Source organism: Flavipsychrobacter sp., from assembly GCA_041392855.1.
Taxonomy (GTDB): domain Bacteria; phylum Bacteroidota; class Bacteroidia; order Chitinophagales; family Chitinophagaceae; genus UBA5543.
This window is the reverse complement of the sequence record JAWKLD010000001.1, coordinates 327,081-347,034: the sequence shown is the minus strand read 5'-3', so window position 1 is coordinate 347,034 and position 19,954 is coordinate 327,081. Positions and strand designations below refer to the sequence as shown.

The 19,954-nt window shown below is 39.8% G+C and carries 21 protein-coding genes; 9 read left to right on the top strand and 12 right to left on the bottom strand.

All coding sequences use genetic code 11. From position 1 onward, the window contains the following. Window positions 1-69 precede the first annotated feature (69 nt). Window positions 70-1,407, bottom strand: a complete 1,338-nt coding sequence (ffh, locus tag R2800_01735) for a signal recognition particle protein (protein ID MEZ5015746.1) — start codon at window positions 1,405-1,407, stop codon at window positions 70-72. Window positions 1,408-1,569: 162 nt separating this feature from the next. Between ffh and R2800_01730 the strand changes: the two genes are divergently transcribed. The 4 genes from R2800_01730 to R2800_01715 all read left to right on the top strand — a co-directional run bounded on the left by R2800_01730 (window position 1,570) and on the right by R2800_01715 (window position 3,375). Continuing rightward, window positions 1,570-1,836: a hypothetical protein gene (locus R2800_01730; protein ID MEZ5015745.1), complete on the top strand. Its 267-nt coding sequence runs from the start codon at window positions 1,570-1,572 to the stop codon at window positions 1,834-1,836. Window positions 1,837-1,954: 118 nt separating this feature from the next. Continuing rightward, window positions 1,955-2,554, top strand: a complete 600-nt coding sequence (locus tag R2800_01725) for a peroxiredoxin-like family protein (GenBank protein ID MEZ5015744.1) — start codon at window positions 1,955-1,957, stop codon at window positions 2,552-2,554. Between the two features lie 2 nt (window positions 2,555-2,556). After that, the gene (locus R2800_01720) at window positions 2,557-2,973 is read left to right on the top strand and encodes a DUF1801 domain-containing protein (protein MEZ5015743.1); all 417 of its coding nucleotides are present in this window, start codon (window positions 2,557-2,559) and stop codon (window positions 2,971-2,973) included. Window positions 2,974-3,012: 39 nt separating this feature from the next. Continuing rightward, entirely contained in the window at window positions 3,013-3,375 is a 363-nt protein-coding gene (locus R2800_01715; protein MEZ5015742.1) for a VOC family protein, read from the top strand. A 3-nt stretch (window positions 3,376-3,378) separates the two neighbouring features. Here R2800_01715 and R2800_01710 read toward each other — a convergent pair whose 3' ends face one another. From R2800_01710 to dnaE, 3 genes are all read right to left on the bottom strand, one after another. Beyond that, complete coding sequence (locus R2800_01710; protein ID MEZ5015741.1) at window positions 3,379-4,449, bottom strand: fatty acid desaturase; 1,071 nt, start codon at window positions 4,447-4,449, stop codon at window positions 3,379-3,381. Window positions 4,450-4,586: 137 nt separating this feature from the next. Next, window positions 4,587-4,904 carry a thioredoxin gene (gene trxA, locus R2800_01705; protein ID MEZ5015740.1) on the bottom strand — a complete coding sequence of 106 codons (318 nt, stop codon included), beginning with the start codon at window positions 4,902-4,904 and terminating at the stop codon, window positions 4,587-4,589. A gap of 126 nt (window positions 4,905-5,030) precedes the next feature. Then, window positions 5,031-8,645: a DNA polymerase III subunit alpha gene (dnaE, locus tag R2800_01700; protein MEZ5015739.1), complete on the bottom strand. Its 3,615-nt coding sequence runs from the start codon at window positions 8,643-8,645 to the stop codon at window positions 5,031-5,033. 210 nt (window positions 8,646-8,855) lie between these two features. Here dnaE and R2800_01695 point away from each other — a divergent pair, with 210 nt between their 5' ends. Further along, window positions 8,856-9,332, top strand: a complete 477-nt coding sequence (locus R2800_01695; GenBank protein ID MEZ5015738.1) for a hypothetical protein — start codon at window positions 8,856-8,858, stop codon at window positions 9,330-9,332. Between the two features lie 62 nt (window positions 9,333-9,394). Here the strand turns inward: R2800_01695 and R2800_01690 are convergent, their stop codons facing one another. The 4 genes from R2800_01690 to R2800_01675 all read right to left on the bottom strand — a co-directional run bounded on the left by R2800_01690 (window position 9,395) and on the right by R2800_01675 (window position 13,071). Then, window positions 9,395-10,111: a hypothetical protein gene (locus R2800_01690; protein ID MEZ5015737.1), complete on the bottom strand. Its 717-nt coding sequence runs from the start codon at window positions 10,109-10,111 to the stop codon at window positions 9,395-9,397. Window positions 10,112-10,264: 153 nt separating this feature from the next. Next, window positions 10,265-10,951: a hypothetical protein gene (locus R2800_01685; protein MEZ5015736.1), complete on the bottom strand. Its 687-nt coding sequence runs from the start codon at window positions 10,949-10,951 to the stop codon at window positions 10,265-10,267. Between the two features lie 111 nt (window positions 10,952-11,062). Beyond that, on the bottom strand, window positions 11,063-12,562 hold the full coding sequence (locus tag R2800_01680; protein ID MEZ5015735.1) for a DUF5723 family protein: 1,500 nt from the start codon (window positions 12,560-12,562) through the stop codon (window positions 11,063-11,065). 317 nt (window positions 12,563-12,879) lie between these two features. Continuing rightward, entirely contained in the window at window positions 12,880-13,071 is a 192-nt protein-coding gene (locus R2800_01675; GenBank protein ID MEZ5015734.1) for a hypothetical protein, read from the bottom strand. A gap of 327 nt (window positions 13,072-13,398) precedes the next feature. Here R2800_01675 and R2800_01670 point away from each other — a divergent pair, with 327 nt between their 5' ends. After that, the gene (locus R2800_01670; GenBank protein ID MEZ5015733.1) at window positions 13,399-15,183 is read left to right on the top strand and encodes a tetratricopeptide repeat protein; all 1,785 of its coding nucleotides are present in this window, start codon (window positions 13,399-13,401) and stop codon (window positions 15,181-15,183) included. Between the two features lie 398 nt (window positions 15,184-15,581). Here R2800_01670 and R2800_01665 read toward each other — a convergent pair whose 3' ends face one another. Beyond that, window positions 15,582-16,028 (bottom strand): hypothetical protein, encoded by a 447-nt coding sequence (locus R2800_01665; GenBank protein MEZ5015732.1) that lies wholly within the window; start codon window positions 16,026-16,028, stop codon window positions 15,582-15,584. Window positions 16,029-16,153: 125 nt separating this feature from the next. On the opposite strand from R2800_01665, the gene R2800_01660 reads away from it, so the two are divergent. Continuing rightward, the gene (locus tag R2800_01660; protein ID MEZ5015731.1) at window positions 16,154-16,375 is read left to right on the top strand and encodes a hypothetical protein; all 222 of its coding nucleotides are present in this window, start codon (window positions 16,154-16,156) and stop codon (window positions 16,373-16,375) included. Window positions 16,376-16,423: 48 nt separating this feature from the next. Continuing rightward, window positions 16,424-16,651, top strand: coding sequence for a hypothetical protein (locus tag R2800_01655; protein ID MEZ5015730.1), 228 nt, complete (start codon window positions 16,424-16,426; stop codon window positions 16,649-16,651). A gap of 12 nt (window positions 16,652-16,663) precedes the next feature. Here R2800_01655 and R2800_01650 read toward each other — a convergent pair whose 3' ends face one another. Next, the gene (locus R2800_01650; GenBank protein ID MEZ5015729.1) at window positions 16,664-17,386 is read right to left on the bottom strand and encodes a DUF2846 domain-containing protein; all 723 of its coding nucleotides are present in this window, start codon (window positions 17,384-17,386) and stop codon (window positions 16,664-16,666) included. Window positions 17,387-17,583: 197 nt separating this feature from the next. On the opposite strand from R2800_01650, the gene R2800_01645 reads away from it, so the two are divergent. Beyond that, window positions 17,584-17,802, top strand: a complete 219-nt coding sequence (locus R2800_01645; GenBank protein ID MEZ5015728.1) for a hypothetical protein — start codon at window positions 17,584-17,586, stop codon at window positions 17,800-17,802. 3 nt (window positions 17,803-17,805) lie between these two features. On the opposite strand, the gene R2800_01640 is transcribed toward R2800_01645, so the two are convergent. Beyond that, window positions 17,806-18,411, bottom strand: coding sequence for a CDP-alcohol phosphatidyltransferase family protein (locus R2800_01640; GenBank protein MEZ5015727.1), 606 nt, complete (start codon window positions 18,409-18,411; stop codon window positions 17,806-17,808). Between the two features lie 240 nt (window positions 18,412-18,651). After that, on the bottom strand, window positions 18,652-19,947 hold the full coding sequence (locus R2800_01635) for an anthranilate synthase component I family protein (GenBank protein MEZ5015726.1): 1,296 nt from the start codon (window positions 19,945-19,947) through the stop codon (window positions 18,652-18,654). Between the last annotated feature and the right edge of the window lie 7 nt (window positions 19,948-19,954).

The following is a 19,954-nucleotide window of genomic DNA, read 5'->3' as shown; positions in this document are numbered from 1 at the left end:
TAGTAAATAAATTTAAACTGCAAAGGTATGGAATAAATAGAAAATCCCAAACTTTTGATTTTTTCTGACTTATCGTTTACCAAAAGGCATTCTCATACCCATTCCCGGCATACCACCCTTCATTTTATTCATCTGCCCCATCATCTTCCTCATTTGCTCAAACTGCTTCATAAAGGCATTCACATCTGCCACTTCTTTTCCTGAACCTTTAGCGATACGCTTACGTCTATTGCCATCAATAGCATCCGGATTATTTCGCTCAAATGGAGTCATAGAGTTGATCATAGCTTCTATCCCTTTGAAGGCATCATCCGAGATGTCAATATCCTTCATGGCCTTGCCCACACCTGGTATCATTCCTAGAAGGTCTTTAATATTACCCATCTTCTTGATCTGATTCAGCTGATCTTTAAAATCATCAAAATCAAATTTATTAGCTCTGATCTTCTTTTCTAATTTCTTAGCCTGTGCTTCATCAAACTGCTCCTGCGCACGCTCAACAAGGGTGGTAATATCTCCCATACCCAATATACGCTGTGCCATACGCTCGGGGTAGAATACATCTAGTGTATCTAGTTTCTCCCCCATACTCACAAACTTGATAGGCTTCTCTACCGTATATTTAATAGTAAGAGCTGCACCACCACGTGTATCACCATCCAACTTCGTAAGCACTACACCTGTGAAGTCCAGCCTATCGTTGAATGCCTTAGCTGTATTTACAGCATCTTGACCTGTCATAGAGTCTACTACAAATAGTATCTCCTGCGGCTGCACTGCATCCTTAATGTTTTTCACCTCGGCCATCATAGCTTCATCTACAGCCAAACGACCTGCAGTATCTATGATCACAACACTATTCCCGTTCTTCTTTGCCTCAGCTATTGCATTATTAGCTATTGATACTACGTCTTTATTCTCACGCTCGCTATACACGGGCACTTTCACCTGCTCTCCCAATACATGTAGCTGATCTATAGCCGCAGGACGATAAACGTCTGCCGCTACCAGCAATGGATTACGCCCTTTCTTTGTTTTAAGAAAATTGGCCAACTTACCACTAAAAGTGGTTTTACCCGAACCTTGAAGACCTGCTATAAGTATAACAGTAGGCTTTTGAGTAAGATTTAGCTCCTCTTCACTCCCCCCCATAAGCTCGGCAAGCTGGTCTTGCACGATCTTTACCATCAACTGCCCCGGAGACACGGCTGTTAACACCTTCTCTCCCAATGCTTTTTCTTTTACCTTATCGGTAAAATCTTTCGCTATTTTATAGTTCACATCGGCATCTACCAGCGCACGGCGGATCTCTTTTACTGTAGAGGCAATATTGATCTCTGATATACGACCTTCACCTTTTAGCTGCTTAAAGGCACCTTCGAGGCGTTCACTTAAATTTTCAAACATAATATTATCTTATTCTGAAAGGATGGCGAAATTAACGTTTTTATGCTAGGTGTAAAAACAATTTGGCAATGTAGATTATCAGATTCTAAATCAACTTAATGTACGACACTTGTTTTTTTCAAATACTAAGGCTATTTTTATTCGATAAAGTATAGAATTTTCATGAACAGAATCTTAATTATCCCCGTTATTGCGCTGATTTGTCTTGTGTCATTTTCTTCTTGTAAGAAAAACTATACATGCTCTTGCATTATAAAGACAGTATTGAAAGATGACGGTAAAGTGGTAGACAACTCTTCAGCAAGATATACCATCAGAGAGAACGAGGACAATGCTAAAGCAGCATGTAAATATTATGAGCTTGAAGTGAAGCATCTTGAAAGACGCGCTATCGAGCAACATTTCTGTTCAATAGAAGGTACTGAATAAGTATTCAACCAACATATTTAAACATTAAGCCCTGCTCGTCAGGGCTTTTTTATTGTTGCTTCTGCTTTTATTAACCGCTTAGTTGGTCAACTCCTTACTTTAATTGATATTGCGGCTTATGAAACAACTATTCTTGTTATTGATAACACTACTCTCTTTCTCCAGTGCCAATGCACAACTAGCTCCTGCTGCTAATAAAGTGTGTCCACTATTAATTGGGGCTGAAATACCTGCAATAACACTAAATGACATTAAGGGTAATGCTGTAAACATACAAGAACTGGTAAAAGAGCAACCTGCAATACTTGTCTTTTACCGTGGAGGCTGGTGCCCTTATTGCAATAGACATCTGAGTGCTCTTGGCGAACTGGAGGAAGAAATACTTGCTACCGGATATAGAATTATAGCCATTAGCCCAGATACTCATGAAGAACTCAACAAAACTGCTGATAAGAATGAACTAAAGTACACTTTACTATCAGACGGTGATGGTAGCTTGACCAAAGCTATGGGCATAGCCTTTCAGGCTAGCGAAAGGCAATTGGAGCGACTAGCAACCTACTCCGATGGTAAAAATAAAGGCTACCTTCCCGTACCTTCAATCTTCATTACCGACCGAGAAGGCAAGATATCTTTTGAATATATAAACCCTGATTATAAAAAACGCTTAAGTGGTGCACTCTTATTATCTGTACTACAATCTCTAAACAAAGAATAATAGTGGGTAACAAATTTCAAAACGTCTCTTTTGCAAACATCGAGGAATTCCTAGATTACCTGCCGGAAGAAGAACTAAAGATCGTAACTGTACTCCGCAAAATAATCCATGAGTGCATGCCTAACGGTCGTGAAAAACTGGCCTACAATGTTCCTTATTTCTATCAGCACAAAAGAGTCTTTTTTATATGGCCTGCAAGCGTACCATGGGGCGGCATCAAAGAGACAAATGTTGTTGTATTAGGGTTTTGTAATGGGCAGAAAATAACCGACGATGTTGGCTATCTCAACAAAGAAGGAAGAAAACAAATAGCAACAAAAAAGTTCTACAATACAAAAGAGATAGATGCAGACCTGCTGAAACAATATTTATACGAAGCATTATTTATTGATGAACAAGAGGCAAAAACAAAGAAATAAACAGTTAATTAGTAATTTGCAGCTAACAAAGCAAACTGTATGCGACTAAGAGAATTAACACCCATTATCTGGACAAAAGACCTACAAGAAACAGCCGACTTCTATGCTAAGGTTTTAAATTTCAAACTAGACAATCTGGATCTAGAACTTGGCTGGGGACACTTGAGCAGAGGTGGTGTGCAAATAATGATAGCCTTACCTAAGGATGAAGAATTTGACACTACTAGTTTTACAGGTAGCTTTTATATCTATGTGAACGGCATCAATGAGCTTTGGGAAGACATCAATGAAAACGTAAAAGTTTGCAAACCTATAAGCAACCTCCCTTATGGCATGAGAGAATTCTCTATCTACGACAACAATGGTTACCGCCTACAATTTGGCCAAGAAGAAAGTGACTAAACTTTAGCTAGTAGCTAGGTTGCCTGAATTAAAAGGTACTTTCCTTGTTCTGGATTTTAAGAACTCAATTACCTCTTCATCCGTTTTATACTTACCTGTTATATTCACGTAGTGCTTGGCAAGCAGATCATAGCGCTTACCCATCAAATAAATGAACACATGCAGAAAGTGTATGCCATCAAAAACTATAGCATTGTTGTCTATATATTTCTGATAGGTCTTCTTAAAGTAAACAGGATGTTCTGTCCAGTGTAATGTTTGTTTTTCATGATGGCTGATGTGATACCCATCATTCCAGCATTTATGGTTATACCCTGTATTAATACAGGTAATACTGTTCCTGTAATCATTAGCAGGGTCTGCGGGATCAATAAAAGAATGCTGTGCCCAGTTGCCCATCATAGCTATTAGTCTATACAAGAAGAACGGTATAATAAACACCACCAGTGTAGCTGGGAAATTCACAAAACTCATGCCTACACAAAAAGCGATGAACAACAACTCTCCTCTAATAGAGCGCATTAATAAACGCTTGCGCTTCTTCATAAAGAAGTAGTTGCACAAATGGTAGATACCTACTAAAAGAAACTTACCAAAATAATGCCCGAAACCACTTATTGTATCTCTATCATAAGGCATGGTTGTGCTCTCATCATCCTCCATATTACCCTCTGCATGGTGCATACCTATATGGTGTGTGTAATAGGTCTCAGGAGAATGTCCGAAGAATGGCGCTATTACCCAAGGCAGGTAATGGTTTAAAAGATTGTATTCTCTCTTAAACAACACTCTATGGCTAGTACAATGTAGCATCAACCCAAAAGGCCCTTTGAAGGTAAAGTTGTTGAAGAAATGATAAGCAAATACCAACACCCACCATAACCAACCTGTAATAAAAGGCAGATATAACAACACCGCTAACGGAATAAGCACCAACGTGATCTTGATCGTAAGGTATACAAATGGCAGGTCGCGCTCATCTTTTATATACTTCAAGAAAAACTTATCTACCGCCGAATAAGACTCCGGTTTTACATAAATAGGATCCGTAATTTCAGGTAATGATTGTAACATTCCGTTGCTATATTTTCTTAAGAGAGTGGTAATACTAGTAAAATCTACTTACGATTTCAAACTTTCATTGTCATTTCAATGTACCTATATGCAAAAAGCCGACTATTAAAGTCGGCTTTTCTATGCAAAACAAAGAATTACATGTGTTGTTGGATCTTCTTCTCGTAAGCACCTTTTGGAGCTGCACCAGGAACCTTATCAACCACCTCACCATTTTTGATGAACAAAACAGCCGGTATGCTTGTAATACCATACTCGATAGACAAGTTAGGATTCTCATCTACATTCACCTTACCTACATTGATCTTACCTTCATATTCTGTAGCCAAAGCCTCAATTGATGGCCCTATCGCCAAACATGGCCCACACCAAGGAGCCCAGAAATCGATCATAGATAACTTATCTGCTTTAAGCACTTCTTCCTCAAAATTTGCATCAGTATATACAGCTGCCATTTGTTACGTTTTTATTTAATTATTAAAAGAATTATCAATTACCAGATGTCAAAAATAAGACCAATATATTAGAGCAACAATAGAGGGCCATGATAGCGATATAAATAACCCACATATATGCCATTTCTAGGCTATTTCAAGCTGCACTTTCATATCGTCATGTTCCTCTAAAAATAATATTAGATCATTATTAACTTCTATTTTCTGCCCTCCTGTCTTCAACTTGATGGACATATCGTCAGCCCTGTCAAAAACCTGCATGATCAACTCCGTACTACCAGGGTGTTCCTTCAAATTCGTAGACAAATAGTCCACCACTTCATCATTCAATTTATCCAACCATACCTTCAAATGAATACGTTTGGTCATTTGCTTGCGCACTTGATCTAGCAGCATCACTCGTTGTATCTTAAACTCCATCACACCAGGCCTGAAACGATGCTCCTGATACACACCTTGTATCATTATCTGCTGCCCATTATCTATATAGTTATTGTACTGCACATAATCATCATTCCAAAACATTACCTCTATATGCCCACTATAATCGTTAAGCATCAGCTTACCAAACTTACTGCCTTTCTTAGTGGTCATATGGGCAGCATCTGTCACAAAACCTGCCACTCTTATTGTTTTACCTTGAAATTTATCAATATCACTAATATTGGCAAATCCATAGTGCTTCATTTCAAACTTATAACCATCTAAAGGATGCGCACTTAAGTAGATACCAATTACATCCTTTTCCCTGTTAAGCAAATCAGGCAATGTCCAAGCCTCACAACTAGGTATATCAGGCGGTTTTACTTCAGGCATAGTTGCTTCTCCAAAAAGACTATTAGCTGCCATAGAACTATTGGCCTGAAACTGATTACCAAACTTCACCATCCGCTCCAAGCCTGTTACAGGATCGGTAGCAGGCGCATAAAAATATTGTGCTCTATGGAACGATTCAAAACAGTCTAATGCTCCTGCCAAAACTAGATTTTCAAGCGATTTTTTATTAACAGTTCTTTGGTTGACCCTTGACACCAGATCGAAAGGTGTACTGAACTTGCCATTCTCCTCACGCTCTTTAATAATGTCTTCCACCGCTGCTTCACCCACTCCTTTTATCGCATTCATCCCAAAACGAATAACACTCTCCTGACTAACAGAGAACCCTTTCAAACTCTCATTCACATCAGGACCTAGTACCTGCAAGCCCATGCGCTGGCACTCTTCCATGTAGAACTTTATCTTATCAATATTGTTCTGGTTGTTGAGTACCGCAGCCATAAACTCTGCTGGGTAATGTGCCTTAAGGTAGGCAGTATGATAAGCTACATAAGCATAACAGGTAGAGTGAGACTTATTGAAGGCATATTGTGCAAAAGCCTCCCAGTCGGTCCATACTTTATTGAGTTTATCTTCAGGGTGTCCTTTCTTTGTTGCTCCTTCTACAAACTGGATCTTCATTTTATCCAGTACATCTTTCTTCTTCTTACCCATTGCCTTACGCAAGACGTCGGCATCACCTTTACTAAAGCCTGCCAACTTTTGCGAGAGCAACATCACCTGCTCCTGATATACAGTAATACCATAGGTATCTTCGAGGTACTCTTCCATTTCAGGAAGATCGTAGGTGATCTCCTCCTCACCATGCTTACGCCTGATGAAGTTAGGGATGTATTCTAAAGGTCCCGGACGATACAGGGCGTTCATCGCAATAAGGTCATCAAACTTATCGGGTTTTAGTTCTCGCAGATACTTCTGCATACCCGCACTTTCAAACTGGAAAGTTGCGTTGGTCTCCCCTCTTTGGTAAAGCTCAAAAGTCTTTTCATCATCAAGAGGTAATGTATCTACATCAATATCTATATCATAGTTACGCTTAATAAGCGCCAATGCATCTTTAATGATGGTTAGGGTTTTTAATCCTAAAAAGTCCATCTTAATAACACCGGCATCTTCAATGATACTACCGTCAAACTGAGTGATAAGTAGTTCTACATCCTTATTCGCTGCAACAGGTATTAAGTCCGTTAGATCTTTAGGGGCAATGATGATACCCGCAGCATGTATACCCGTATTTCTTACCGAGCCTTCTAGCTTTTCCGCCTCACGTAGCACATCACCATGAAGGTTATTAGGCGTTGTATGTATCTCTCGTAGCTTAGTTACTCCTTCCAGCTCTTCACTACCAAGCCCTTCTTTACTTTTCAAGCTACCATCACCATCAATAGGTGCATTCAGCAATCGTTTTAAAGAGATACCGGGACGGTCAGGCACTAGCTTTGCCAAGGCATTACTGTCTTGCAATGGCAGATCCAGCACGCGGGCTACATCCTTTATACTCATTTTAGCAGCCATAGTACCATAGGTAACAATGTGGGCTACTTGATTTTTACCATACTTATCTACTACGTAATCTATTACACGCTGCCTACCCGCATCATCAAAGTCCGTATCTATATCGGGCATGCTCTTACGCTCCGGATTCAGGAAACGCTCAAATAGTAGGTTATACTTTATAGGGTCAATATTGGTAATACCTATACAATAGGCTACTGCACTACCCGCAGCACTACCTCTACCCGGTCCTACCAATACACCAAGATCTCTACCCGCTTGTATGAAGTCACCTACAATGAGGAAGTAACCCGCAAAACCCATAGTACGTATGGTAAACAACTCAAAGTTGAGTCGTTCCTCTATCTCAGGGGTTATTTCTTTATATCGTTCTTTTGCACCCGTCCAAGTAAGATGCTCTAGATAAGCATCTTGATCTTCGTTGAATTCTTTGGGTACTACGAAGTTAGGCAGTAATATATCTCGCTCCAGCTTCAAAGGTTTTACCTTATCCACTATCATTTGCGTATTGCCTATAGCTTCTGGCAGGTCGCCAAAAAGCGCAGACATCTCTGCTGTCTTCTTGAAATAAAACTGATCGTTATAAAAAGCAAAACGAGCATCCTTATTCTTCACGCCGCTATCGTCAAAGTCTTTCATCTTTGGCGTGCTTTGCTTCTCTGCTGTGTTGATGCACAATAGTATATCGTGCGCGTTGGCATCTGTTTGGTCTACATAGTGGCTATCGTTAGACGCTATGATAGGCACATTGTATTTTCTGGCAAACTTGACCAACACTTCATTTGCCTTTATCTGGTCTGGTATCTCGTGTCGTTGCAGCTCTACATAGTAGTCGTCACCAAATAGGTCTAGCCACCATTTAAATACCTTTTCCGCTTCCTCTTCCCCTTCTCTCAAAATAGTACGTGGCACCTCAGCTGCCAAACAGCAAGTAGTAGCTATAAGCCCTTCATGATACTGTAATATTAATTCCTTATCTACACGGGGATATTTACCATAAAGCCCCTCCATATAACCCAGCGAACATAGCTTCACCAAGTTTCTATACCCCACCTCATTTTTTGCTAAGAGTAGTTGGTGATAACGCACATCTTTCTCCCCACGGCTAAACTGACGCTTGTGCCTGTCTTCTACCAAATAAAACTCACAACCAACAATAGGCTTTACTACGGGTTCTTTAATGTCATTACCATGCTCATCTTTACCCACTACTTTGGTGTTCTTCCAAGCTTGTGCTACAAACTGGAATGCACCGAACATATTACCATGATCGGTCATTGCCATAGCGGGCATATCGTCTGCCATTGCTTTATCAAAAAGCTTGGGAATAGCCGATGCTCCGTCGAGCAAAGAAAACTGCGTATGGTTATGTAGATGTGAGAATTTCATAAAAGCACTAGCCTATCGCGTGTCTCACAAAATAACGAAAAACGATAAGTCTTGAACCTTGCAGTTATCCACAAAAGGTGGAGAAGGAAGGATATTATAGAATGGCATAGCGCTTCCTTACATTACCCTTGTATTAACTATAATGCACGATTAGCTCATAAAGAATAAAAATATTATATTTATTTATTCTTTAATCTAAACCAATCACACATGAAAAAGTTATTCTTTTCTCTTGCCGTAGGCATACTTGCCTCTTTTAGCGCACAATCTCAAATTCTTAAAATTGACAACCAAACACCCTGTAGCGTTTATGTAGATTTTCATTGTAGAGATGCTGCTTGTGGCGCTCAACAAGCTGTAACGCCAACATCTCCACTTGTTCCCGGAAACACAATAGTGACCCACGATGCTGCTATTCTATATCCTGCACAAAATGGAGGTGCTGCTATACCTGCAGGCTATAGCTGGGAATATGGTTTGGTAGGACAAGCAGGCTTCTGCTCGCCCCAAGCTCCCGGAGGTGGCTGTACTGGCACACATATACAAATGAGTAAAGGAAACTGTGCCCTACCTCTACTTACTTCTGGTTGCGTAAATGTAGATGCAACTTGTAATGGTGGGTGTCCTGTGTTGAACGTATCTGCTGTTTTCCACCCAAATGGAGACTGCGACTTGACCATCAACTAGCACACAACAAGTAACCGTCTTTTTATAGCCCTGTATTGCAGGGCTATTTTTCATACCAATTATTATAAGGCATAACACAACCTTATAGCTACGGGAAGATTAAGAAAGAACACGCTACTGTTATATATCTTATCCTCATTATTCCTAATAGGTGTAAAAAACTTTTGAGTATGAGTTGAGGCTCTGGATAATATCCCTTCATTTTTAAAATCTTGGCGTACATTTTTAATACCCAAGCCCCCTTGCAGGCTCATGAATAAACGTCTAGAAAAGGGAATTTGTACCCCTATTATAATATTGGCTTTATATACTTGTTTAAATACATCCCCACTGTCAATCCATTTTTCGCTACCATCACCAACAATTACACTAGCACCGTTTGGTAATGAATAGTTTTGTGCTCTGTAAGATGCATGGAAGCCTACATAATTTTGTAAATAGATTTTACCTTGGGGGTTACCTCGGTAAAAATAAGACCTTAAATCTGCGGCTACCCTTATATCGTTTTTTATAGTTTTCCCTTTATAGTTTCCCTCATCACTTATAGTATAAAACAATGGGATGCCTACCTCTCCTGTAATACCAACCCGTGCATAGGGCTTATACTCAATAGCTATAGGCAATATTCCATCTGCTGCCCATACCAGGTCTGATAATGTTGCTTTGATCGTTAGCCTCCTTGCTTGAGGTCTTATAATACTACCTTCACGTTCTTCTTGAGCAATGCCTTGTAATTGAATAAAAAGAAGTAAACTTAGTAATAAGGTGCGGGCTAACATAGGCAATAAGTTTCTTTAAACAAACCAAATAATATGCCAATGCTAACGACTTCTGTAATAGAACTGTAATAGTATTTCTTTTAAGTGATACTAGACGCTCACTTTTCTCATAATCTCATAATTAGACATCAAACAATTTTCAATCACACTCCTTTATAAACTATAACACAATCTAATAGCCCATGGAAGATTAAAAAAGAGATCTTGCTCCATACCGTCCTCTCCACTACCTATAGGTAATGTCAACCTATCCAAATAAATATTGTTAACTTTATTCTCTAAATTATAAAAGACCTGATTAACCGCCTTACCACCTAGACCCGTTTGAAAAGTCCAAAAGAAACGGCTACCCATAGCTACTTGTGCACCAAATATGATGTTAAAAGTATACACCTGTTTCAAAACATCTGCAGAAGAGAAGTAAGTCTTCCCTCCTGAGGGTCCATAAAAATCTCCACCATTTTCATAACGATAATTTTGCCTTCTATAGTTGCCATCTACACCTACATAGCCCCAATGACGAGGACCTTGATAAAAGTAGTAACGTACATCTAGCCCAAAACGCATATCAGACTTAATGGTCTTTGCATATTCAGTTCTAAAAATTGGCAACTTATAAAACAACGGTATGCCTGCCTCTACAGTAACCCCTATCTTATCATGCACCTTAGTTTCTAAACCTATAGGAAGTATTCCCGTGTTCGACCATAGCAAATCAGAAAGAGTTGCCTTCAATGTATACTTACTGGCTTGTGGTGTTGATTTGCTTTTTTCTTCTTGAGCAAAAACTTGCAATTGAATAAGAGAAAGTAAACTCAATAATAAGGCGCGTGTTAACATAGGCAATAAGTTTCTTTACACAAACCAAATAACATGCCAATACTAATAACTACTGTAATAGAAATGTAATCGTATAGTCAATACTAGAGTTCTTATCCTTAAATAAAGACACTACCATTTACTATTGGGCGGGCAGGCTACATCGCTTGCACCTCTGCGTTTAAACAGTCCTTTAGAAGATCTATAATACCTAGTCTTAGACTTTGCCTGCTTGGGCTCACGCACTCTTGGATAAAGCTTTAACGCCAACCCTGCATAGGCATCTACATTGCTGACGCTCTTGTTGATAATACCGGAAGTAATAGCCGTAGTAGACCCTACGAACAATGGACCTGCATAGATGACCGTGCCTACATCCACACTTCTTAGTCGGGTGAATGTTACGGGCATACCCACACGCAACCATGATGACAGATCGTATCGAGGTGTAATGTTGGCATAACCCACATAGGCAGGGCGATACAGATCCGATTTATTGGAAGTAAGATTGATCAACGAATTGAAACTTACATTGAACTTATCCGTGACATTATAATCTCCACTCAGCCTAAATGCTGTAGGCAGAGATATCAATGCTTTATCATAATCCTTTTCTTTAGCAATGACGGTACGTACAGAATCATCATTCAGGAAAAAGGAAACCTTTTGTTCCGATTCTTCAAATTCAAAAGCAGAGGCTCCCTTATTCTGTATGTTTACATTGTAACTACCGCTACCATCTGCACCTCTATAAGTAATTCCCCCTAGGTCAGTTATAGATGCGGCAACACTCCATTTGTATTTTCTTTTCTCCCCCCAGCCTAGCTCTGCTTCTGTTTTGTCGTAATACACATAGCGTGCGCCAATATCTATACCCCATCCCGAGCCTGCTCCTAAATTACTGGCAATAGCCTGAGGATCATCGTGAGTGAAGAACAGGTTGACTGTACCCTTTGCATAAATAATAGAATCACTCTGGCGCTCGTAGGTGGCCGTTGGTGTTTTTACCGCTATAGCCATCATCCCCGAAAGATACTTTAAGCTCACACCACCATATAATTGATAATGGTCTTCCTCTTTTATCTTCTTACCAATGCTGACACCATACTCACTAAAGGCATGTGCCGCAACGCCTGTGTTGTTATAAGTAAGACTATGTCTCGCCCCGTCAAGGTTCACGCTTACGAGTGTATCAAAAGTACTGCTCGTAACACCGCCTGCACGTACTATAGTTCTAAAACGCGTGAAGACTCCGACCTGATATTTCTTTTTCACCATGAAAGAAACACTTGGCCCTACTACATCTACATTGGTCCACAAGCGTTTTATTTGTTTGTTGTTCTTTTTGAAATAGTCTACCCCCTCTACCGCATCAACATCTTCTTCTCTAGCCAACTTCCCTAACAAACCTCGCGAGGCTCCATACATATTGTTGCCTACCAACACACTTCCTGAAATGATATTGACCTCAATACCCGTAGCAGCACTATTGACATAAGCAGGATTGTAAGGCAGTAGCTGAATAGAAGTAACGGGATTGCCGAGACCAATAAATTGCTGTGCCTTAGCCTTTGTGACAAACAATAAAAACAACAACAGCCCTAAACTGCATGGATAAGCAGAACGAAACATAAATACCTTTTAATAAAACGATTATCTAATCACACAGTGGGGCTTACTGCTACTACCAAGTAGCTCTATATGCTGATAACGTGCAAGGCATTCAAATATTATAATGGGATTAAAATTCATTTTTGACACAATAAAATTTCAACAGTTGTCCGGGGGCTCTACGCAATATGTTTGTTTGTGTAATTAAGATGTTCATCTTATCACCCAGAGCCCGCCAGGACGCCCGTTGAAGCAAACTGACTATTACTTTACTCAACTATACATAACGATACATTTGCCCCATGTGTGAGGACATTGTCAAAAAAAAATTACAATGCTTACCCCTTATCTACATCGCGGATGCGGTGCTCTTGTAGCCATTGCTCAAATGCCTTTGCATCTTTGGGAGTGTGGTGGATGACCTCGCCCGTGCGCAGGGCAATGATGAAGACCTCTAATGTTTTGCCGTAGGCCGACAGCTCCTCGGCTGCGTGTGCGAAACCCGCAAAGCGGGTGGTGATGGTTGCCATATAAGTACCAGTTTTCATATTCTCATGAATGACGCTAATACGAGTACCACCAAAAAAACGTGGAACTCAACTTACCGAACTGGGGTACTGGTATACCTTGACACGAATAAGAGAGCCCACGCTTAACGTGGGCGTTCTTACTTCATCTCGTGTCATTAAAAATTACCAGTTTTCAGTTCGAGACTAAAGCAATAACGCCTTAATATTTTTCTACCCTCAAAGATAGTGCATTGTACCGTGATATGGGAGTGGGTTTAAAATGGGTGTTTTCACCCTTGCGTGGGGAGTGGTTTATGGGCAACTTTATAGGAACAAATACACCCACCTATGGCGAAGGATAAAAATGATATGAGTACGGAGGAGTTGATTGAGTTAACTGAGCAACTTTATGAAGAAAAGAAGTATGATGATATTATTGAGCTGCTAGATGACGCCACTTTAGAAAAGCATAATAGTGCAAAATTATACCATAAAAAGGGTATTGTTCAAAACAAAAATAAAGAATATGATAAAGCGATTGAATATTTAAACAAAGCGATTGAACTAGATCCTAATAATTCGTCTACTTATGATAACCGTGGATTTGCTTGGAATGAAAAAGAAGAGTATGACAAGGCTATTGAGAGCTTCAATAAAGCTATTGAGTTAGATAAGAGTCTTGCTTCTTCTTATTGTAATAGGGGATTTGCTTGGAATGAAAAGAGGGAGTATGATAAAGGTATTGAGGACTTTAATAAAGCTATTGAGCTGAATCCTAACCTGGCTGAGGCATATGGCAACAGAGGAAATGCTTGGGGTAATAAAAAAGACTATAAGAAAGCTATTGAAGACCAAACAAAAGCTATTGAGTTAGACAAAAAAAACCCTTTGTATTACCTTAATAGAGGAATTAGCTTTTTTTATAAAAAAGAATACCGAAAAGCTAAAGAAGATTACAATAAGGCCATAGAACTAAAAGCTGATTATGAACGAGCAAAGCACTGGCTAAAGAGTGCAGTTGAAAAAATTAATGAAGAAAAAGCCCTAAGAAAGGAAACAGTAGAGAGAGATACTAGCAATACAAGAATTCAATTTTTTGTTAGAATACTTGATGACGCTATGGTTGATGAATTTGATAGCAATATCATTATGCAAATATGTGCAAAAGTAAAACAAGATGTTGTAGATAAGATAAGGGAAATAGCTGCAGGCAATATCGAAGAGGTTATTGAAGACAATCTCGTGGCTCATTATACAAAACTAAATGTAGCTGACCTAATAGTATCTAACAAAAAAAGTCGACATAGATTTTATAACGCCGTATACATGAATGACCCTCAAGAAGGAATGGTTTTATTAGACTACATGGGAGAGAACATCAAAGAGTGTTTTGAACATGCTAATAAAGAGGAGGAGGACAACATTTATATAGGTAGTTATCTGCCTGCAAAAGACCATAAAGACGAACTTGTAATGTGGCGTACTTATGGAAAAGATACTAACAAAAATGAAGCAGCAGGCTGTAGCATTGTATTATCCAGAGATTTTTTCGACCCTTTTGAAGGGAAGGAAAATGACGCTATAAACCCAGATATTTTTACAGGCAATAAACCAGAAAAACAAATAATGCCTCCACAATGTTTGTATAGAGTATTATACTATAACACACGTGACAATTCGGAGAAAAAATTTGAATGTAACAAAAGCGAAGAACTACAAGGCTATGTTGACGAATTAAAAAAATATCTAGAGAAACTAATTGACCAAAAAGACAAAACAGAAGAAACGAACAAGAACAAAGCGATAAACAAAATCATCTATCATCTGCTATCAGAAGTTAGATTTTTCTTCAAAAGTGCTGACTATGCTTTTGAGAATGAAGTACGTGTAATACAATTTGCTACTAAAGGGGACGACCGTTTAATAATTGACAGAGAAGCAGAACCAAAAAAAGTGTATCTCAATTCAAATAAAAACGTAAAACCATTTATTAAGAAGATAATTCTTGGTCCCAAAGTATCCAACCCTAAGCAATGGCTTTTCTTAGAAGTAGCCATGAAACAAGATAAAGGCACAGGACATGAGAACGGCTACAACATTCAAGTAGTACAATCAAAACGTAAATACCAGTAATTAAGCAGCTTGCAAGTGCTCAGGAGATTACTCCCTTCGGTTCGAAATGACATGGGTTATTAAGCTTTACTCGCACGTCATAGCGAGGAGTACAACGACGAAGCCATCCCAAGACCACACCCCTGTTTCGTGAGACTGCTTCGTGCCTCGCAGTGACGAGTGCCAACAGCTTGGCACCACAGTAGCATAGAGTTCCATCAAGGCTACAGCGAAAATTTGGCTGTCATAAATTTTCGAGTCTTTGAAGCCTGTGCCGAACTTGATTCGGTATCGTTCTTTCTTTGGACAAGCAAAGAAAGGACAGAACAAACTGCAAATACTCAGGAGATTTCTCCCTGCGGTTCGAAATGACGGTGATTATTCAACAAGATTGCGCCCTTCGGTTCGTAACGACGAAACTACCTCACCCCAGCCAAGTACGTCCACACAATAAACACTACCTGTAGTGGCACACGAAACCATAAATACCCCAAGCCCGCACCCGTATAGGTAGCGTTCTGATAGTCTACCCTCTCTATAGCCGCTTTTATATTAGCAGGCAGCATCAGCACCAAAAATGCGATCAATGCCCATGCTGTATATACCCTCAAGGAAGGCACGAGCAAGCCTATACCAAAGAGCACTTCCAACACACCCGTAGCATACACCATTTCTTTTTTAAACGGCACTACATCGGGCACCATCATAGCCATACCATCGGCAAAGGCAAAATGCCCTATAGCTGTAAAGCAAAGCATAGCTGCCATAGCCACGCGCCCTGCCAGCGCCCAGTCGAGCTTGTTGGTCAGCTTCAATACCAATGCAGTTATTAAAAACACGGCTACTAGTACGATCAAAGGTTTCATAAGGCAAAGGTCTTACCCTTGTAGAACAATACCATTGATCCGGATCAAGAAACAACAGGCAAGCCTTTGCACAGCCCGAGCGATACTTGTATCTTCGCAGCCTAAATACAACAAAAACAGAACTCATGATAAAACCTACTTGTCCTAAATGCGAGAACCAGAGCTTTGGCGCTATTGAAGAAGGTGTAAAAGGATATATCTACAATGTTATCTACATCTGCTGCGATAAATGTGGTACTGTAGTGAGCGGACTAGACTACGGTAACTACCTGAAGCCTATTGGCGAGCTTAAAGAAAAACTGGAAGCACTGGAAAAAGAAATAAAACAACTAAAAGGAGACGCATAAACTGCGCTCCTTTTTCACTCATCTTTACACAACCTATAAATTACGATAATGCAAAAAGCCCTACTTGTTATTGCTGTGCTTGCACTTAGCAGCAGCCTTGTTGCCTGCAAAAAGAAGACCTACTACTGCGTGTGTACCGACAGAGGCATTATACTGACGAACACCAAAGAAATAAAAGCCGAGAACTGGAGCGAAGCCAGACACGAGTGCGAGCAAAACAACCCTAGTGACCCCAACGGTACTACAGGTGTGTACTGCGAGCTACAGCCTGAGTAAACGATCAAGGCACTACTCGTCTCTTCCTTTAAAACCATTATACTCCTCCCATCCAGGGTAGGGGTCTACCAGCGTGAATACCTGTGTAGTTTTAAATGCATTATTCTCCTTAAACTGCAAGGATACATCGCAACGTAAAAAGTAAACCTTACCATGTGTGATGTTGATGTTTACATCTGTATTGCCCCTTCCTTTGATGTTAAGCTTTGTAGCTCCTTGCTGATATAGCTTTAAAATATGCTTGCTACCACTAGCCACTTTGCAAGCCAGCGTATCATTCAAATATATTTTATAACGGGCGGCAGCAGAAGTATATGCATGTGGTCTGTACACATAGAGCAAGGCATAAGAAGCAGTATCTGGCAGTAGTGCTTCCACAGCAGTAGAGGCTGCTTGTTTTTTTTGCGCTATAAACGCGTTCAGGTCAGCGGTATAATACACATCAGCAGCTATACGATAAGCAGCACTCCCCCCATCAGGCGTTTTCAGTTTGCGTACCTTTAAGATATTACCACCCTGCTCTTTAGCCCTTTGAGTTGCTTTAGCCAATAGTTTCTTACTATCCCTCATCGCATCAAGTCCATCAATATTTACAACACCTACTTTTTTCAGCTCTGCTGTTGGGCAAGATACTAGCTCTCCTACAATATGTACTTCTTCGGCAGTTTGCCCTTGAACATTGGGCGCAATGGCGGTAGTGAATAGTAGCGATAGAATAATGATAAAAGACTTCATAATAGGGTGAATTTTAGTACAAAATAAAATAGCGTTCAGAATATTCCTAATAGCAGAAATACTATAGCTACACTCTGTTATAATTATAAGCAAAAGCTTAACCCACAGGCATTCGGGCAAATATTACCCAAAGGGTAGCAAAAAAACATATTTATTATTAGCTTTAAGGTATTATCTAAAGTAAAACCTATTTATAAATGAGAAAGTCTTTCGCTTTTAGTCTATTAGCCGTGGTTGCAATGGGCTTGTTCAGTTCTTGTGAGAAAAACTATAGCTGTGTGTGTACCGACCTAAGGTATAATGAAAACACAACGACTACTATAACTACGAAGGATAGGATCGAAGCAAAGATAGAATGTGAGAAGGACAATCCGGGTAGAGGTAATGTAAGCCATGTTAACTGCGTATTGCAGTAAGCATTAACCGTTAAAGATCTTGTTGCGTTTAATGGTTTTGCCTTGGCGCAACTGTATTGCATGATATATAGTGGGTACATCGTTTACCCACTTTTTTATGAGCAGTAGTATCGCAATTATTTCCAGCCGAGATACTACCCCCACCCAAAAGCATATCGTAAACACCCAAGAGGAGTTGCCCCTTAGCACCACTTCTACAAAAGTAAAGAGCAAAGTAAGCACCCATAGCTTGGAGGCAAGCGCATGTGTAGCCACCTCTTTTTTAAAACGTACAAAACTGATAACGTAAGCTGCAGCTTCCAGCCCTATGAGCAATGTTATAGACAGCCAATGGTCTTTGTAAAACTGTGGCGAGAGCCAATAACTACCCAGCATCACTGCCAGCCAAAAGAACTGATCTACCGTAGAGTCTAGCCGTCGTAGTCGCTCTGCCGACACACCTACTCTACGCGCTATATACCCATCAAAAAAATCGGATATCAAGCCATACACCATCAGTGCCACTATCACCCCTCTACTCCATTCCGCACCCAGCCATGCCAGTAGCAGTATCAGCAGCCCCGCTACTACTCTACTATACACCAGCCATATAGGTAGCTTTTTTATCATCACTTAAAGATAGGGGTAATTTCTTGTAGCAGAGTTTTCGAAAAACAGATTTTACAAAAATGTTATTTTTATGTATTTTTGCTATATATAAAACAATGTTTCATCACTATGAAAAACAGAAAACACAGTACTAACGTTGTAACAAAACGTAACATTTTGAAAAAGGGCAAGATTGGTTATCAGCCACTTAGCCACTCAAGTGAAACATACAGTTTAAAACTATAACAAAACGTAACATTTCTACTGGAAGATCTGAGCCATCGCCCAAGACTTTAGTTGCATTTCTTCGTACTCCTTTTCAGGCATACTGTCGTAGGTTATTGCTCCTCCCGCTTGGAAGGATAAGTATTGAGTTTCGGCATTATAAAACAAGCTTCTGATGATGACATTGAAATCGAAATCACCGTCAGGACTTATATATCCTACAGTCCCCGAAAACAGCTCTCTTCTAGACTGTTCGTATTGTTCTATCAGCTCCATGACTTTTATTTTAGGAGCACCGGTCATACTCCCCATCGGGAAGCTATATTTTATAGCATCGGTAAAAGGTACATCATCTTTAAGTTCGCCACTCACAGTACTTATCATTTGGTGCACCTGCGGGAAAGTATATATTCCAAACAGTTCATCAACCTGTACACTACCAACTTTGCAACTGCGTGCTAGGTCGTTGCGCATCAGATCTACTATCATTACGTTCTCAGCACGATCTTTAATGCTCTCTGCAAGAGCCGCCATGATCTCTTCATCTCGTTGCTCATCGAAGCCTCGAGGTGCAGTTCCTTTTATTGGTTGCGCTATTACCTTTGCGCCTTCCTTTTGTAAATACCGCTCAGGGCTGGCACACATCATGTAGCTATCCTTATATCTATAAAAAGCAGAAAACGGTGCAGGAGAAATATTATTCAAAGCTTTAAAAGCGGTACGAGGAGTAAGACTTACTTTTTCAGCATAACTCTCTGTACAGTAGTTTATTTCATAGCAGTCTCCATCTGCTATGTGTTGCTTCAAACGGTTTATAGTCTGCAGGTAATGTTCCTTTTCTACTCTTTGCTTAAACGTAACTTTTGGCAAAGGAGTATCATTCATAGGAGGCAAATGCATCATCGCATTATATACCTCATCTGGTGTTATATCATAACTTTCAATCGCTAGTTGATTTTTGCCCAAGTTAATAGAACATACAACAGTAGGATTGAAAAAGTATACTTCCGGAAAATCAATACGTTTCTCTTTTGCAGAATGCAGTTTTGGCTCTAGTGTATTTTTATAATCATAATTGATATTTCCAAAAAGCCAGTCTTTATTTTCATTATGCCATGCATGTATTTTATCAAGAGCATCGGCATCCGTAGTGTCTAAAAAAGTAGTACAACCTATACCTGCTAAGCAATGATATTGCATATATTTTTCAGTATAGTTATTACTATCCAGATACATAAAAATGCTGAATTGGGATGCCCAATTCAGCATACGAAGCTTTACATCTTCTAACTGACCTTTAGCGATAGTGTACGTTTTTTTTTCTCTCTGCAATAGCTAA